Origin of the sequence: Undibacterium sp. Ji42W (genome assembly GCF_049340405.1) — a bacterium.
In the GTDB taxonomy this organism is placed as follows: Bacteria; Pseudomonadota; Gammaproteobacteria; order Burkholderiales; family Burkholderiaceae_D; genus Undibacterium.
In genome coordinates, this window is sequence record NZ_JBMPOV010000001.1 from 1 (window position 1) to 16,093 (window position 16,093).

11 protein-coding genes are annotated in these 16,093 nt (G+C 48.6%); 5 read left to right on the forward strand and 6 right to left on the reverse strand.

Going from position 1 to position 16,093, the window contains the following annotated elements; translation table 11 throughout:
• The first annotated feature begins 525 nt into the window (after positions 1-525).
• Positions 526-981 carry a DUF6265 family protein gene (locus tag ACO0LG_RS00005; protein ID WP_423023250.1) on the forward strand — a complete coding sequence of 152 codons (456 nt, stop codon included), beginning with the start codon at positions 526-528 and terminating at the stop codon, positions 979-981.
• Positions 982-1,087: 106 nt separating this feature from the next.
• On the opposite strand, the gene thrC is transcribed toward ACO0LG_RS00005, so the two are convergent.
• The 4 genes from thrC to ACO0LG_RS00025 all read right to left on the reverse strand — a co-directional run bounded on the left by thrC (position 1,088) and on the right by ACO0LG_RS00025 (position 6,806).
• The gene (gene thrC, locus ACO0LG_RS00010) at positions 1,088-2,548 is read right to left on the reverse strand and encodes a threonine synthase (protein WP_423022110.1); all 1,461 of its coding nucleotides are present in this window, start codon (positions 2,546-2,548) and stop codon (positions 1,088-1,090) included.
• A 119-nt stretch (positions 2,549-2,667) separates the two neighbouring features.
• Positions 2,668-3,783, reverse strand: coding sequence for a formate dehydrogenase accessory sulfurtransferase FdhD (gene fdhD, locus ACO0LG_RS00015; protein ID WP_423022112.1), 1,116 nt, complete (start codon positions 3,781-3,783; stop codon positions 2,668-2,670).
• Positions 3,784-3,794: 11 nt separating this feature from the next.
• The gene (locus ACO0LG_RS00020; RefSeq protein ID WP_423022114.1) at positions 3,795-6,101 is read right to left on the reverse strand and encodes an FdhF/YdeP family oxidoreductase; all 2,307 of its coding nucleotides are present in this window, start codon (positions 6,099-6,101) and stop codon (positions 3,795-3,797) included.
• A gap of 132 nt (positions 6,102-6,233) precedes the next feature.
• Positions 6,234-6,806 carry a helix-turn-helix domain-containing protein gene (locus tag ACO0LG_RS00025; protein ID WP_423022116.1) on the reverse strand — a complete coding sequence of 191 codons (573 nt, stop codon included), beginning with the start codon at positions 6,804-6,806 and terminating at the stop codon, positions 6,234-6,236.
• 209 nt (positions 6,807-7,015) lie between these two features.
• On the opposite strand from ACO0LG_RS00025, the gene kbl reads away from it, so the two are divergent.
• From kbl to ACO0LG_RS00040, 3 genes are read left to right on the forward strand one after another with little or no spacing between them, the layout of a single operon-like run.
• Positions 7,016-8,221, forward strand: coding sequence for a glycine C-acetyltransferase (gene kbl / locus ACO0LG_RS00030; RefSeq protein ID WP_423022118.1), 1,206 nt, complete (start codon positions 7,016-7,018; stop codon positions 8,219-8,221).
• Positions 8,222-8,230: 9 nt separating this feature from the next.
• A complete protein-coding gene (locus tag ACO0LG_RS00035; RefSeq protein WP_423022120.1) occupies positions 8,231-9,211 on the forward strand; it encodes an NAD-dependent epimerase/dehydratase family protein in 981 nt (326 codons plus the stop codon).
• Positions 9,212-9,247: 36 nt separating this feature from the next.
• Positions 9,248-10,630: an L-serine ammonia-lyase gene (locus ACO0LG_RS00040; RefSeq protein ID WP_423022122.1), complete on the forward strand. Its 1,383-nt coding sequence runs from the start codon at positions 9,248-9,250 to the stop codon at positions 10,628-10,630.
• Between the two features lie 49 nt (positions 10,631-10,679).
• Here ACO0LG_RS00040 and ACO0LG_RS00045 read toward each other — a convergent pair whose 3' ends face one another.
• Together ACO0LG_RS00045 and ACO0LG_RS00050 are read right to left on the reverse strand one after the other, a co-directional pair.
• Positions 10,680-13,103, reverse strand: coding sequence for a TonB-dependent receptor (locus ACO0LG_RS00045; protein ID WP_423022124.1), 2,424 nt, complete (start codon positions 13,101-13,103; stop codon positions 10,680-10,682).
• 226 nt (positions 13,104-13,329) lie between these two features.
• On the reverse strand, positions 13,330-15,393 hold the full coding sequence (locus tag ACO0LG_RS00050; protein ID WP_423022126.1) for a hypothetical protein: 2,064 nt from the start codon (positions 15,391-15,393) through the stop codon (positions 13,330-13,332).
• Between the two features lie 225 nt (positions 15,394-15,618).
• On the opposite strand from ACO0LG_RS00050, the gene ACO0LG_RS00055 reads away from it, so the two are divergent.
• Entirely contained in the window at positions 15,619-15,933 is a 315-nt protein-coding gene (locus ACO0LG_RS00055) for a hypothetical protein (protein WP_423022128.1), read from the forward strand.
• Positions 15,934-16,093: the final 160 nt, after the last annotated feature.

The following is a 16,093-nucleotide window of genomic DNA, read 5'->3' on the forward strand; positions in this document are numbered from 1 at the left end:
TCGTTTTACCAGCATACACTGTGGCGTATTCTGCTTGTTTGGAGAAGCTGTCGGCGATTTGGTTCAGGGTGAAACCTTGTGCCATCCAGTAGGCCAGACCATTTGGGTCTGCAGGACGGTTGAAGTATGCGATGTAAAGCTTTTGGATATCTGCTGATGTGTTGGCCATTGCGTGTCCTGTTTAGTTATTGTTGATATTAAAAATATACGATCACTGACTTCAACCGTTTTAAAGCATTAATTAAATAGATGTAAGATCTTATTAATGAGCGAACGCAGATTAGCATGTGACATTATTTTTGAATGTGACGCCAGTCACATTAAGTCACAATGTTACAGGTATTTACTTCATTTACATCGAATTTCATGGCTTATTTGCACCGCTGATAATCACACTTTAATTTCCATATGCTTTTCCCAAAATATAAAAATTTCTCATAGAGATATACTAAAATTAAATAACTTTGGCTAAGGCAAATCACCTTCGATGGGGACAACATGTGTTGGAAAATAAGTTTGAAATTAATGACAGCCGCCGGTGCAGCAATACTCTCTGTAAACACAAGCTGGGCTGCGAATAGCATACAAGATGTGCAATGGCTGCAAGGCTGCTGGCAAGCGGCAGGTGCAGAAGCAGGCTCGGAAGAACACTGGCTGGCACCGGCAGGCGGCTCCATGTTGGGTGTGGGCCGAACAGTGCGCAACTCAAAAACTGTTGCATGGGAATTCATGCGCATACATGAAAATGCAGATAGCCTGGTTTTTACTGCCCTCCCCTCGGGTAAACCAGAAGCCAGTTTTCAATTACTGTCACTGGATAAGCAAAGAGTGGTTTTTGAAAACCCCAGACCTGAATTTCCTCAGCGTGTTATCTATCAACTCAATGCAGACGGCAGTTTGCTCGCACGCATAGAAGGCAAAATGAAAGATCAGGAAAAAGGAATCGATTTCCCCATGCAAAAGATTGGCTGCAATAAGTAATATGGAATTGCTTTTCCAGCGCTTAATGAACACCCAATAAAAAACCGCATTACGCGGTTTTTTATTGGGTGTTTGTTTATTGAAAACTACGACCAGAATATTTTCATTACAGACCGGTATTTTTTGCGATATAGGCCTTCATCGCATTTACATCGGCAGTCATGACTTCAAATCGTTGCGGCAGCGATTCTATATTTTCGAAGCCAGCCGGGCGTTCAGCATCACGATCCAGTGCTTCTTTGATGGTTTCATTGAATTTGGCCGGTAAGGCTGTTTCCAGTACGACCATCGGTACGCCTTCTTGCAGATGCTCGAATGCGACTTTGATGCCATCTGCAGTATGCGTATCAATAGTAATGTTAAATTCTTTCTCTACCTGGCGTATGGTTTGCAAGCGGTCTGCGTGGACAGATTTACCCGATACAAAACCAAACCTGGCAATCTTATTGAATTCATCGCCATCGCTGCCTGGCTTGCCTGACAAATCAAAACCGCCTTCGGTTTCGACTTTTTTGAACAAGGCCGCAACACGGTTAGCATCTCTATCCAGCAAATCATAGATAAAGCGTTCAAAATTCGACGCCTTGGATATATCCATGGACGGGCTGGTGGTATGCCAGGTTTCTGCTGATTTGCGTACGCGATAAACGCCAGTGCGGAAAAATTCATCCAGCACATCATTTTCATTGGTAGCCACGACCAGCTTATCAATAGGCAAACCCATCATGCGGGCAATATGACCAGCACAAATATTGCCAAAATTACCAGACGGCACAGTGAATGAGACTTTTTGCTCGTTGCTGGTCGTCGCACTCAGATAGCCACGGAAGTAATACACTACCTGGGCTACAACACGTGCCCAGTTAATGGAGTTTACCGTCCCAATTTTTTGGCGGTTTTTAAATTCCAGATCATTCGACACTGCCTTGACCATATCCTGACAATCATCAAACACGCCTTCAACAGCGATATTGAAAATATTTGGATCTTGCAGACTGAACATCTGGGCAGTCTGGAAAGCACTCATTTTCTTGTGCGGGGATAGCATGAAAACACGTATGCCCTTCTTGCCGCGCATCGCATATTCAGCAGCACTGCCAGTGTCACCAGAAGTAGCGCCAAAGATATTCAGTTCTGCATCATTCTTGGCCAGGGTATATTCAAACAGGTTGCCCAGCAATTGCATGGCCATGTCTTTGAATGCCAGGGTTGGGCCATTCGACAAGGCTTGCAAAACCAGCTTGCGGCCTTCCTTGTCTTGCAATACACGCAAGGGGGTAATTTGTGCAGCAGACTCGTCGCTGCGGGCATTTTTGTAGACATTGGACGTATAAGTCTTGTCTGTCAGCACCCTTAGATCAGACTCGGGAATATCTGTCGCAAATTTTTTCAAGACTTCAAATGCCAGCCCGGCGTAAGACAACTTGCGCCACGCATTGAGCTCGACATCAGTTACCTGAGGATAAGTTGTGGGCAGATAAAGGCCACCATCGGGAGCCAAACCACCTAAGAGTATTTCCGAGAAATTTTGTGCTGCGGTATGCCCGCGTGTTGAAGCGTATTGCATAAGTCGACAGGATGAGGGAAGATTAATTGGAAGGATAAAGCGAATATTCTTCCTATTATAACTTTCTTACAGGCTTAAAACCTCTGTAAATTTGGTGAAAATCCGATTTCATGCTGGCTTCATTCGGCCAGCAGCCTTTCTGGATGGGTGTAGACCACATAACCATGCTGACGTACAAAGCCTATCAGGCAAATGCCAGCCTGCTCTGCAAGATCAATGGCAAGCGCAGTTGGCGCAGATAATGCGGCCACTATGGCAATATTGGCTCGCGCTGCTTTTTGTACCAATTCATAACTAAGCCGACTGCTCATGAGGATGAAACCTTCAACTTGCAACTTGGTTTTTACTTTCACAATTGCCAAAGCGCCAATCAACTTATCCAGGGCATTATGCCGACCTACATCTTCACGCAAAACCAGAATTTCGCCCTGCATATTGACCCAGGCCGCAGCATGCACGGCCCCAGTTTGCAAATTGATGGACTGCAAAGAACTTAAGCCCTCCAGCGCCTTTAATAAACTGCCCTGGGGTAATCGCGAAACAAGCTCAGTCCTGATCAAAGGAAGGTGCATTTGCAAAGCCTGCAAGCTATCCTTGCCACACAAGCCACAACCAGTATTACCGGCAAGATGACGGCGACGCTCTTTTAATGCAGCAAACCTCACCGCTGATATCTGCACTTGTACCTCTATGCCCTGCACTTCTGGGCTTGACTGGCATTCAATGTCATAGATTTCACCGGCATCATCAACAATGGCTTCAGACAAACTAAAGCCAAGGGCAAAATCTTCCAGATCCATGGGAGTAGCCAACATGACTGCATGGGAAATACCGTTATAGACCAAGGCAACCGGTACTTCCTGTGCAATCTGGTCCATCAGTTCCTCCGCACCATAGCTCGCAAATGTACACCTTTGCACATTACGCCTGACGATGCCAGTCTGCACCTCAAACTCGCCGTCAGACCGATTTGCCGTTGATTCGCAAACCCGTCGCCCTTCTTCCGTCAGACTGAGCAAGCTACGTTCACCATCTTGCCGCAGATGAACCCATCCTGCCCCCCTTTGCTGGCCGATGACCTCTTCACCCAGATAAGCGATGCATCGCAGCAAAGTGCTTTGCCGCACCCCTAGTCGCTTACAAAGACGTGGCAATGACAAAGCTTCTGTATGCTGCGCCAACTCTGCCATCAGGGCGTGACTAAGTTGATCCTGCGAATAATTAAGTGATTCCATTGAGACCTGCATTAAGCCAGTGCTTGATGCGCGTGGATGATCACAGGGATCGATTTGGATGTAGGCGTACGTGCGTGATCAGCAAAACTTGATAAAGGTACCAGTCCATTGGTTTCAGGGAAGTAAGCTGCCAGACAACCTTGTGGAATATTGTATTCCACCAGCATGAAGCGTTTTGCCTGACGTTTTACACCATCATCACACAGACTTTCCATATCTACCCAATCACCTGCCCGCATACCCAGAGCATTGATATCTTCCTGAGCTATAAACAGCACGCGACGCTCACCGAACACGCCGCGGTAGCGGTCATTCATGCCATAGATTGTCGTATTGTATTGATCATGCGAACGCATGGTGGCCAGATTGAAAACTGGCGCTTGCCTACTCCTGCGTGCCTGATGTATAGGCAAGTCAAGTGGAACAGCATGGGTATTGAAATTAGCTTTGTTAGTTGCTGTTATCCATAGTCTTTCAGAAGCCGTATTACGCAAATGAAAGCCACCCGGCACTTTGACGCGCGCATTAAAATCAGCAAAATCATCAAACACGGCAGCGATTTTGTCACGTATGCGGCTGTAGTCTGCCAGCAACCAGGCCCACGGCGTTTTGCTACGGTCTTTCAAGGTAGCTTGCGCCAGACGCGCAACAACCGCCACTTCAGACAGCAAATCTTTGGAGGCAGGCGGATTAATACCAGATGACAGATGCACCATACTCATGGAGTCTTCCACCGTCACCGCCTGTGGGCCAGTTTCCTGGATATCTATTTCAGTACGGCCAAGGCAAGGCAGGATTATCGCTTCATGACCGCAGATCAAGTGGCTGCGATTGAGCTTGGTAGTCACATGCACTGTCAATGCGCAATTTTTCAAAGCTTTGTGGGTGACTTCTGTATCTGGCGTTGCCGTAGCAAAATTCCCACCCATGCCAAAAAACACCTTACCGTCCTCACCCAACATGGCCTCAATAGCACCTACGGTATCATGACCATGTTTTTGCGGCGGCGTAAAATCAAATACCTGCCCCAACCGTTCAAGAAATGCTGGCTTCGGTTTTTCCATGATGCCCATGGTGCGGTCACCTTGCACATTACTATGACCACGCACCGGGCAAGGACCCGCACCAGGACGACCAATATTGCCACGCAAGAGCAGTAGATTAACGATCATCTGTATGGTTGCCACAGAATGCTTGTGCTGCGTGATACCCATACCCCAGCAGGCGATGACTTTGCCAGCGCCCATGTAGGTATCAGCCGCACGCTGTATCTGCACCCTGTCGAGGCCGGACTCACGGATAATGACATCCCAGGTTTCTGCCTGCGCCTCCGTAGCAAATTGTTCAAAATTGGCTGTGTGTTCAGCGATGAATTCTGTATCAATGACTCTGGCGCGCCCTTCTGCTTGCGCCAGTTGATCAGCCTCCAACACACATTTGATCATACCTTTGACAGTTGCCAGATCGCCGCCAATTTTCAACTGGAAATAATCAGATGAAATGGCCGAAGACTGATCCGTCAGCATATCCAGCGCATTTTGCGGGTTCTGGAATTTTTCCAGACCGCGTTCACGCAAGGGATTGAAAGAGACAATGGCAGCGCCACGCTTGGCCGCAGAACGCAATTCACCCAACATGCGCGGGTGATTGGTGCCAGGGTTTTGACCAAAGATCAAAATCGCATCGGTAATCTGGAAATCAGAGAGTAATACTGTTCCCTTGCCCACACCTATGGCTTCACGCATGGCAAAGCCAGAAGGCTCATGGCACATGTTTGAGCAATCAGGGAAATTATTGGTACCAAATTCACGGACAAATAACTGGTACAGGAAAGCAGCCTCATTACTGGTACGGCCTGAAGTATAGAAAATTGCATCATCAGGTGTTGGCAAGGCATTCAGGCGAGCCGCAATCAACTCGAAAGCCTGATCCCAGCTAATCACTTTATATTTGTCGCTGAGGCGGTCATATTGCATGGGGTGGGTCAAACGCCCCTGCGCTTCCAGCCAATGATCTGACTTTTCGGTAAGTTCACCCACGGTCAAACTGGCGATTAATTCTGGCGTAGCGCGGCGTGCTGTCGATTCAGCCGCCACTGCCTTGGCACCATTTTCACAAAATTCAAAAGTCGATGTGTGATCGGCATCTGGCCAGGCACACCCTGGGCAATCAAAACCATCTGGCTGATTGGCTGACAACAGGGTCAAAGCTCCTTTGCCAGGTATGCCTTGCTCTATGATTTGCTGGGCAACACTTTTCAGTGCACCCCAGCCACCCGCTGGCCTGTCATAGACCTTAATTGTTTCTTTTTTACTCATACTGCTTACTCTCCACACAACCAGGGCTTGATTGCACCACTATTATTGCAATCCGATGACAAGATATGATGTGGCGAACAAGTTTTCAAGCCAAATCATACCAGAATGCAAGTTACTACATTCCTGGCTATGTTATCTGTGAATCACTACCAGCAAAGCTTTGGCCTCGGTCTTGCCCAAGTTACGTATAGCATGATTTTTGTCAGCGTTATAACGTGCAGTTGCGCCTAGCTTCAATTTTTTACATACACCATCAACTTCAACCTCAACACTGCCATGCAGTAAAGTCAGATGCTCAGATGCCCCGGGGTCGTGAGAATTCGACACCAACGCGCCGCCCGGTGCCAGCGTCAGCTCATACCATTCATATTTACCCGCCAGCTCCATGGGGCCAAGTATGCGCAGGATATAGCCCGCATGCTCACCCGGCAAAGTAGGTGTTTCATGGGATTCCAATACCCGTATCGTATCCAACTTGGGTGATTCTGAAGATAGCAGCTCCGCAATACTGACACCCAAGGCATTTGCCAATCGCCATGCAACGGCTATAGTGGGATTAGCCTTTTCTCTTTCTATTTGGGACAGCATGGACTTTGACACTCCCGCAGTACGCGACAAATCCTCCAGCGTCAGGCCACGTTCCAGACGCATTTTTTGCAAAGTCGCGCCTACTTCTGGCGGGGTATTGGGTAAAACTTTTTTCATAGAGACTCTTGCGTCAGTAAAAAAGCTGGCTTAATATTCGATATATCGAACTTTAGTTCTAGATATTGAATTATTCAATAATTTTGGAAATTTCTAACAATAGTGTAACAGTGCCCTTGATACGAAAACATGAAATTGCCAGTAATTCATCAAAAATTACCTGCAAACAAGCTATCTGCACATCAACACAACAGTAATCAGGAGACATCATGATCCAAAGCACTTCCAGGACAAACTTCATTAGCAATTTAGCTGGTAATCTGGGCAATTTACGCGCACAAGGCTTATATAAGGCAGAGCGCGTTATCGCCTCCCGCCAGGGCTCTGAAGTCACTTGCGATGATGGCCGCAAGCTCATCAATTTGTGCGCCAACAATTATCTGGGCTTGTCCGGTGATGAATCCATGGTGCAGGCATCCATCGCGGCGACTGAACAATATGGTTATGGCCTGTCCTCTGTCCGCTTTATTTGCGGCACACAAACTGTACACAAGCAACTTGAAAAAGCACTGTCGAGCTTTCTCGGCACGGAAGATTGCATCCTGTATGCAGCAGCATTTGATGCCAATGGTGGCGTATTTGAGCCCTTGTTCGATGAAAATGACGCGATCATCTCTGATGCATTGAATCACGCCTCCATCATTGATGGCATACGCCTGTGCAAGGCAGCGCGGTTCCGTTATGGCCATAACGATATGGCTGACCTGGAAAAACAATTGATTGCTGCGGCGGACAAGCGTCACCGCATCATCGTGTCTGACGGCGTGTTCTCCATGGATGGCACGATCGCCCAACTCGACAAGATTTGTGACCTGGCTGACAAATATGATGCGCTGGTCATGATCGATGAATGTCATGCATCTGGCTTCATGGGCGCGACGGGTCGCGGCACCCATGAACATCACAATGTGCTGGGTCGTATTGATATCATTACAGGTACTTTGGGTAAGGCACTAGGTGGCGCCATGGGTGGCTTCACGGCGGCACGCAAGGAAGTCATAGACACCTTGCGTCAAAAATCCCGGCCTTACCTGTTCTCGAATACACTTGCGCCATCCATAGCGGGTGCCTCGCTGTCTGTTTTAGAACGTTTGTCCAGCTCAACCGAACTGCGTGACCGACTGCACGCGAATACAGCACACTTCCGCCGGGAAATTGAGGCTTTGGGCTTTACCATCAAGCCGGGTACCCACCCTGTTGTCCCAGTTATGCTGTTTGATGCTCCAGTTGCGCAGAAATTTGCTGCACGCCTGTATGAGCTGGGTGTGCTGGTCACCGGCTTCTTCTATCCTGTGGTCCCCATGGGGCAAGCCCGCGTGCGTGTACAACTGTCTGCCGCACATACGACTGAACAATTGAATACTGCCTTGTCGGCATTTGCCCAGGCTGGCCGCGAATTAAACATCATTAAGTAAGGGATATCCATGGAACGCATATTAGTCATTGGTGCCAATGGTCAGATCGGTAGTGAATTAGTAGAAGCACTGGCAAACCAGCATGGTGCAGATAATGTCGTCGCCGCCGACATCAGGCCTGAAAGCCTGTATGGCGCAAAAATCTATGAAGTCATCGACGTATTGAACACAGAAAGACTGGCGCAAGTCGTCTCCCAATACGACATTACCCAAGTCTATCAACTGGCAGCTATGCTATCAGCTACGGGGGAACAGGCACCATTGAAAGCCTGGACCTTGAACATGGATGGCTTGCTCAACATACTTGAGCTGGCACGTACCCGCAATGAAGCTGGCAAACCGCTGAAAGTATTCTGGCCATCATCAATTGCTGCATTTGGCCCGAACACGCCACCAGTCAACACACCACAATACACAGTGATGGACCCAAGTACTATCTACGGCATCAGCAAACTGGCGGGCGAACGACTGTGCGAATATTATTTCCAGAAATATGGTGTTGATGTCCGCAGCATACGTTACCCAGGCATCATCAGCTATAAGTCACCTCCGGGCGGCGGCACCACTGACTATGCGATTGCCATTTTCCACTCAGCTCTGCGCGGCGAAACCTATGAATGCTTTCTGGAGTCAGAAACCAGTTTGCCCATGATCTACATGCCAGACGCGATACGCGCCACTATTTCATTAATGGATGCGCCAGCGGCCAAACTTTCTATACGTTCTTCTTACAATGTTGCCGGTTTAAGCTTTAATCCACGGGAATTAGCGTTTGCAATCAAACAAAATTTGCCTGCATTTGACATACACTACGCGCCTGACAGCCGTCAGGCAATCGCCGCATCATGGCCACAGAGTCTGGATGACGCAGTGGCGAGAGCCGACTGGGGCTGGCAAGCACAAGTAGGCCTGCAACAACTGGTGGAAGACATGTTAAAGAATATTCGTGTCGATCAAAAGGAGTTGAAGGAGTTGAACCAGGCCGCATAAATAATTATCAGAGACAAGTAAAAAAGAGGTGAATTGATGGACATGCGTGTATTCGAATTATTTAAAATAGGCGTGGGTCCGTCCAGTTCCCATACGGTAGGTCCCATGCTCGCTGCCCGCCGATTTTTACTTGAATCTAGCGACCTGTATAAAGCATCCAAAATACAGGTAGCCCTGTATGGCTCACTCGCCTTGACTGGTCATGGCCATGCGACTGATAAAGCAGTTTTGCTGGGCTTGATGGGCGAGACTCCTCAGGACGTGGTTCCTGAAAGTGTGGATGAAAAACTCGCCAATCTGGCCAGCTCAGGAAAATTGAATTTGCTGGGCGAATACCCGGTCAAGTTCGATGCCGCCACCGATATTCTGTGGTTCAAGCAAGAAGTGTTGCCAGGCCATCCCAATGGCATGAAATTCATACTGACGCGCAATGATGGCAGCAGTTTTGAAAAGATCTATTACTCTACCGGTGGGGGCTTCATTTATTCGGCAGAAGAATTGGCGAATCCCGATAGCTCTGAGAATACCGGTAAGAAACCCCTACCCTATCCTTTTGCGACCATGGCTGAACTGCTGGCCCATGGAAAGCGCACTGGCCTGTCTATTACGGATATGCTGCGTGCCAATGAAAATGTATATTGCACTGATGAAGAACTGGATGCTGGCCTGGATAAAATCTGGTCTGTCATGAAGGGTTGCATCTCACGCGGCCTGCAAACTTCTGGTGAATTGCCTGGTGGCTTGCACGTCAAACGGCGCGCTGCCAAATTATGGCGCACTGCCAATGAAACTGCTGACGTATTACCACATGATGGATTGCACCGCGTTAGCCTGTATGCCATGGCAGTGAATGAAGAAAATGCTGCCGGCGGTCGCGTCGTCACTGCACCTACCAATGGCGCGGCGGGCATTATCCCGGCAGTGTTGCGCTATTATGCAGAAGACTGCAAACCCAGCCACCCGGAACAAGGCATACGCAATTTCATGCTGGCAGCTTCAGCCATAGGCATGCTGTGCAAAACCAATGCCTCGATTTCTGGCGCCGAAATTGGTTGCCAGGGTGAAGTCGGCGTAGCTTGCGCTATGGCTGCTGCCGGCCTGACTGCGGCCTTGGGAGGCACCAATGAGCAAATTGAGTCTGCTGCTGAAATCGGCATAGAACATCACTTGGGCATGACTTGCGACCCTATCGGTGGCCTTGTGCAAATTCCCTGCATAGAACGCAATGGCATGGGCGCAGTCAAGGCAATTACAGCCGCGTCACTATCTTTGCGCAGCGATGGCACGCACCACGTTAGCCTGGATGACGTGATTGAAACCATGCGCGCGACCGGCTTTGACATGCAGGCAAAATACAAGGAAACCTCATTGGGTGGCCTGGCTGTACATGTGGTTACCGTCAACTACGCTGCTTGCTAGTATTTCTGAAGAGTACCTGGAATCACAATGAAGCACTGGCAGCAGTGCTTCATTCTTTGGTCTTAGCTCCAAAACTGTAACGCGCACCCAGCCATATCATGCGTGCTGCACTGGGAGTGTAGAAAGTCGTCCCTTTAGTGTCAGAATTGCTGTAGCCGCCACTGGCGGTGATTGCATAAGAACCAAGCTGTCCAGCCGTGTAGTAACGCTGATCAAACAGATTGCTCACATTGACAGAAAATTTCCATTGCGGGCTCGGTCTATAGCTCGCAGACAGACTGACGACTGCATACCCCGGCATACTGCCCGACCCAAAATTTGTCTGGCCATCAGGTGCATGGGCATTGTTTTCATTGCCCCGCACAAAACTTTTGCTAACGGCCAGCACTTCAATTCCCGCCGACATTTGCGCATTAAATTCATAATTTGCATGGGCTTTAAAAATCTGTTGTGGAATAAGTGGTATCAGGTCACCAGGCTTAACGCTGATATTGGCGCTGGCATTTGCCAGACTGTTATTTTGCGAACCCAGGACCTCTGCGCTCTGGTAGCTTGCTTCCATCCAGGTATAGTTCAGTCCATAACTGAAATTATCCTGGTTGCTTGCCATGCCAGCCTCAACCCCCTGCCGTCTGGTCTTTCCAAAGTTCTTGAAATAACCAGTTGCAGCAGAATTGGCGACGAACAGGATATCATCTTCGTTGACTCCTCTGAAAACACCTGCATTCCATACTATCTTGCCAGGCAACTTAACGCGCAGACCCGCTTCCCAGGTTTTGGAAATCACCTGCTTTAATGCTGGATCACCCGCCATGGAATTTGGCAAGCGGCAGCCAAAGTCAGGATCTGCACAGCCCAACTCTATGGAAGTTGGCGCCCTGCTGCTCTCGCTGTAACCTGCATAGATATTCAAGGCGGGATTTGCTACATAGCTGACACCGACTGCTGGATTAAACCGCCTGAAAACATGATCCCCATCCAGTGAGCCACGCTGCGCGCCTTTGGTAGTGGCGTTATTATAGGGATAGAGTCTGTCAGTATTTTTGAGGCTGGTGTTATTGTGACGGGCGGACACAGTCAAATGCCAGGCATCCGCCAACGTCAGGGTATCACTGCCAAACAGACTCCAGGTACTTGTTTGCCCATCCAGATTGACGCGCTGGTCAAAAGCATTTTCAGAATTCTGTGTACCATCTGCATAAGCATTGACAGCAGTGATGCTGCGATCAGGGTTCAGGTAGCCAAACTGGCTGGCCTGATTAAAACTGGTGCGACTGGCATCATAAGCAGCACCGAAGACCATCTGGTTACTATATCCAGGCGCTCTGCTTAATGAACTCAGTTGCACACTGAGGCCATAATTTTGCTGGCGGGTACTGGTATTGGTAATAATGCCCGTGCATTTTTCATTTGGCTCAGTATTAGCGCCGGCCTGGGCAATACAGCGCAAGCTGGGGAAAGAAAAAGTAGAACTGGTCCTGCTGTTACCGCTGTCAATCACCGGGTTATAAGCATGTGCCAGCAACCAGTTCTTATCCGCCGTTTGCCCGGTGTAATACAGGGATTCACCCAGGGCTTCCTCATTCAGGTCACCATTCGTGGTGGCAGTATGGGTATTGCGGTAGTAGGCATTGGCGGATAATTGCAGCTTGTCGCTGAGATTGGTTCTGGCTTCCAGATTGACAAAACTGGCTCGGTTTTTTGTCACATCTGGCAGCGTGAACACGCTGGAATAGCGATTGTCCAGCAACTGCTGCTCCTGCGACCCATTACCTGTCATCTCACTGCTAGCCCATGCATAGCCAAGCTTGAATTCGCTTTTGCTGTCATGCCAGCCCAGCTTGCCAAAGAATTGCCTGAGCTTGGATGGGGAGGCATCCCGCCAGCCATCTTCCTGATAATTATTGGCGGTAAAATACCAGTCTAGGCCTTGCTGATTCGTTCCGCCATGCTCAATGCTGGCATTGCGACGTGCGTATGAGCCTGCACCCAATTCCAGCGAGGTACCAGCATCATGCCGGCCATCTTTGGTTTGCAGCGCTAAAGCACCACCCAGTGTATTGAGGCCGAATAAAGGGTTTGATCCCGACATCAACGTCACGGAAGAAATAGCTGACTTTGGAATCAAATCCCACATCACCACATCGCCAAATGGCTGATTCAGACGTACACCATCCAGATAAACAGATAATCCCTGAGGGGTCCCCAATAATGGCGATGCCGTGTAGCCCCTGTAGTTGACATCATTCATAAAAGGATTGCCCTGCACATCATTGACATGCACGCTGCCCAGATAGCGGTTGAAGAAGTCAGACATATTCAGCGCCCCACTCTTCTCCATATCTTTTCTATTGGCAGTTTGCACGGCAGCCGGAATTTGTTCCTTGCTTAAGCCCGTGCCAGGCAAGGCGGTAATGCCTATGATTTCCACTTGAGGAGTGGCGATGGCCTCAGTCGCAGCCTTGGCCTGCATAGCAAGCGCGGGAAGAAGAAGCGCAAAAGCACAGAACAGGGGTCTGGGAATAGTCAAGAAATCCATGGCTCGACAAATTTGTCATTTTAATAATTAAATATAGATAATACAATAAATGTGATATAGACAAAAAAATATCACCCCGAGTGTGGTTTCAGGGTGACATTAGAGAATTTCGGACAAGCTCCAAATATAAAATCAGATCAATGAGAGCCCTAGCTCAGGACTACAAAGAAAAGCCCTTTTGCCCTGTCTGCCAAAGCAGGAATGCCCAGCTATCTGCCTGCTCAGCCAGAGCGTCGGCCTTCCAGGCATTCGCGAAATCAGTGCGGAATAATGCCGGTCTGGACTTGTTCACATTTACAGCCTGCAAGCGTGCGACAAATTTGCTGCTCATCCAGATCGGCGTATCAGCAACGCCAAAACGCGCAGAGATCAAGGCTGCAGGATAAGACTGACCATCGCGCAAATCCAGGTAAGGATTGCTGTTTACAAGCCTGGCCTTGTCTGCAGCAGTCAGTTTCCTGGTTTTACCAGTCCCTGGCGACTCAGATTGCAAAGCCGCACTTTGTACCGCAGCAAATAATTCCGGGCGCTGGCTGATTGCCTGCGCCAGCCAGCGCTTACCTGGGTTGGGTTCTTGCGTGACCAGCTTTGCGGAACTGGTATAGCCTTCACTCACAAGATAATCAGCAGCAGCGAGAAATTCATCAAGCCCTTCATTTACGCTTTTTTGCTTTAGATTCTCATTTGCAGGAACATAGACGATCGCCATCACTGCATCTTGCTCCAGCCAGGCGAGGCGCAAGGCATCGAATTTCGCCAGCTTAGATAGACCAGTGCCCGTTTCCATCGTCAGCAATAAAGGATGTTTGCCATCGAGCTCCATCCCTTGAGGATATAAGAGTGTCAGTGCAATTTGCTTATTACTGCCAGGTTTGGTGATACTCAAATTTTTGCTGGCGATGCGATGAAAGCCAACTTGCGGCGAACGGAAAACTTCTACATTCCTGATTTGCCCTCCTGCCAAGGCACGATAAGATAAAGGCGCCGCGCTTGCCGCCTCCAATATAAACAAGGCGCCATCTGTTTCCGGATCGGCATTGAGTTCACTCAAGCGGCCAGAATATGGAAAAGCCAGCTCTTCTTTTTTTCCGCCATCCAGTTCCACCTTGATGAGCTTGCTATAGCCCGCCTCAGCTACATGGACATATAAAGCATTTTTTGCTACCGCAATATCCAGCAATTCGTCGCTACTAGCCGACAATACTTCCTTGCCAGTGTTCAATTGTGGCGTTTTTAAATCCATCTTCAGGATCGCTCCTGTGCTTTTCTTTTTTATTGAGAGCAAATAAAGCTGGTCGCCTGCCAACCAGGCATTCCTGAGTTTGTCTGTTGGACCAGCCAGTCTCTGCCAGGCAGTTGCTATACCCTTTACCTGGTCTTGCTTGACCAGATACAAGCTCCGATCCTGGCTTTGCCCATGCTGAACCACTGCCAATAGATAAGGAGAAGTCATGCTGCTTTTGATCGTCACCACATCATTTGCCGCAAACCGCCGGTTCTTGCTGACACCTGGACCGATCACAGGTACGTCAGTTTCCAGCTTGCTTCCCAGCACATGCTGCCAGATCGCGCCACGATCAGCACCAGGTTTGACTGGGGACTTGCGATAGTAAATAGTGGTTGAATCAGGTTTCCAGGCGATTTCCTTACTGTCAGCCGCGATCGTATCCAGATTGTCCTTGAGCATGCTTGCATCATTAGTCTTGATAATACGCAGACTATGCCGCTGACGCCCCTGATTCAACAGATCAACGGCGACATGACTGCCATCCAAGGAAGGCGTAAAAAAAAATATGCCCTGCCCTGGCTCCGTTAATAAAAGCAAACGCTCCGCATTGGTGGCAGCGTTACGCAGGAATAGTTGCTGCCGGTTATCCGCTGTAGTACGGGCAAAAAACTGCAGGCCACGTACCTCAATCAACCTGCCCGCACCAAATTCTGTACTTTGCAAGGACTTGAGACGCTTCAACAAGGCATCTCGCCCGCTGATGCGTGCCAGCACGCCATTGCTAAAATCGGTCTGCTTCCTCATCCAGGCACGGACTTGCGTGTCACTTAAGGACTCCAGCAACCGGTATGGATCAGCCGCTACTTCAGCTTGTCCTATCGCGGCCGGCCTTGGCAAAGATGGGTAGTCGCCCCAGGCTTGTAGTTGAGCATATCCAAGTAAAGGCCAAATGCCGAGTATGAAAAAAAACTGCTTTATATTCTGTTTTGCTAGCATGCCGGCTCCAAGCCCAATTTCCTGACAGGGCTACAGTATCTCTCACAGCCACATAAAATTGCAAAAATCACCTGTGTTTTTTAAGGCTGGCTTCACTGCTCATGTTTCAATTCTTGAATTTCATCCCCCGCTTTCTGCATTTCATCGCAAACGCATGGCAGGCACAGGGCAATTTGCTTAAAGTGCTTACATCGCAAGACCTTATGAAGAATCAGGGAGAAAAAAATGAATATCGCCAAGAAAACCAATTTGACACTCTTAACCATTTTTGCATTTGCTGCTACCATAGTGCCAGTGGCTACCTATATTAACCAAGTTACTGTAAAAGCAAGAATTCCCACAGTCACGATAACAGCACAAAGACTGACAGAACAACAAAAAATCGCTTTTGATGCTGAACAGGCTAGTGGCTTGATACAAACTGTCTTCATCGCGGCAAAACGCCTCAGCGCTGAAGAAAAATTCGCATTCGACCTGCAAGACAGGCAAGCTCAGCAAGCAAAAGTGCCCGTTCACAAGAAACCGCAATTGCTTGTTTGAGCTTTACCGTCTAAAAGATCTATTTTGCAAAAATCAACACAAAGCTCATTTATCACTTGTTGAATATTTATAGTTGATATTCGCGATGGCATTTTTTGAGGTATTTGAGATGCATATAAGCACTTGGTCGCACAAGCCATAGCGCCTATTTGCACCACTG

Excerpts from the sequence above, each read along its gene's own strand:
- ACO0LG_RS00050 (WP_423022126.1), bottom strand. The coding sequence starts at position 15,393 with ATGCTAGCAAAACAGAATATAAAGCAGTTTTTTTTCATACTCGGCATT.
- ACO0LG_RS00040 (WP_423022122.1), top strand. The coding sequence starts at position 9,248 with ATGGACATGCGTGTATTCGAATTATTTAAAATAGGCGTGGGTCCGTCC.
- ACO0LG_RS00005 (WP_423023250.1), top strand. The coding sequence starts at position 526 with ATGACAGCCGCCGGTGCAGCAATACTCTCTGTAAACACAAGCTGGGCT.
- fdhD (WP_423022112.1), bottom strand. The coding sequence starts at position 3,783 with ATGGAATCACTTAATTATTCGCAGGATCAACTTAGTCACGCCCTGATG.
- thrC (WP_423022110.1), bottom strand. The coding sequence starts at position 2,548 with ATGCAATACGCTTCAACACGCGGGCATACCGCAGCACAAAATTTCTCG.
- ACO0LG_RS00055 (WP_423022128.1), top strand. The coding sequence starts at position 15,619 with ATGAATATCGCCAAGAAAACCAATTTGACACTCTTAACCATTTTTGCA.
- ACO0LG_RS00020 (WP_423022114.1), bottom strand. The coding sequence starts at position 6,101 with ATGAGTAAAAAAGAAACAATTAAGGTCTATGACAGGCCAGCGGGTGGC.
- ACO0LG_RS00035 (WP_423022120.1), top strand. The coding sequence starts at position 8,231 with ATGGAACGCATATTAGTCATTGGTGCCAATGGTCAGATCGGTAGTGAA.
- ACO0LG_RS00045 (WP_423022124.1), bottom strand. The coding sequence starts at position 13,103 with ATGCAGGCCAAGGCTGCGACTGAGGCCATCGCCACTCCTCAAGTGGAA.
- kbl (WP_423022118.1), top strand. The coding sequence starts at position 7,016 with ATGATCCAAAGCACTTCCAGGACAAACTTCATTAGCAATTTAGCTGGT.
- ACO0LG_RS00025 (WP_423022116.1), bottom strand. The coding sequence starts at position 6,806 with ATGAAAAAAGTTTTACCCAATACCCCGCCAGAAGTAGGCGCGACTTTG.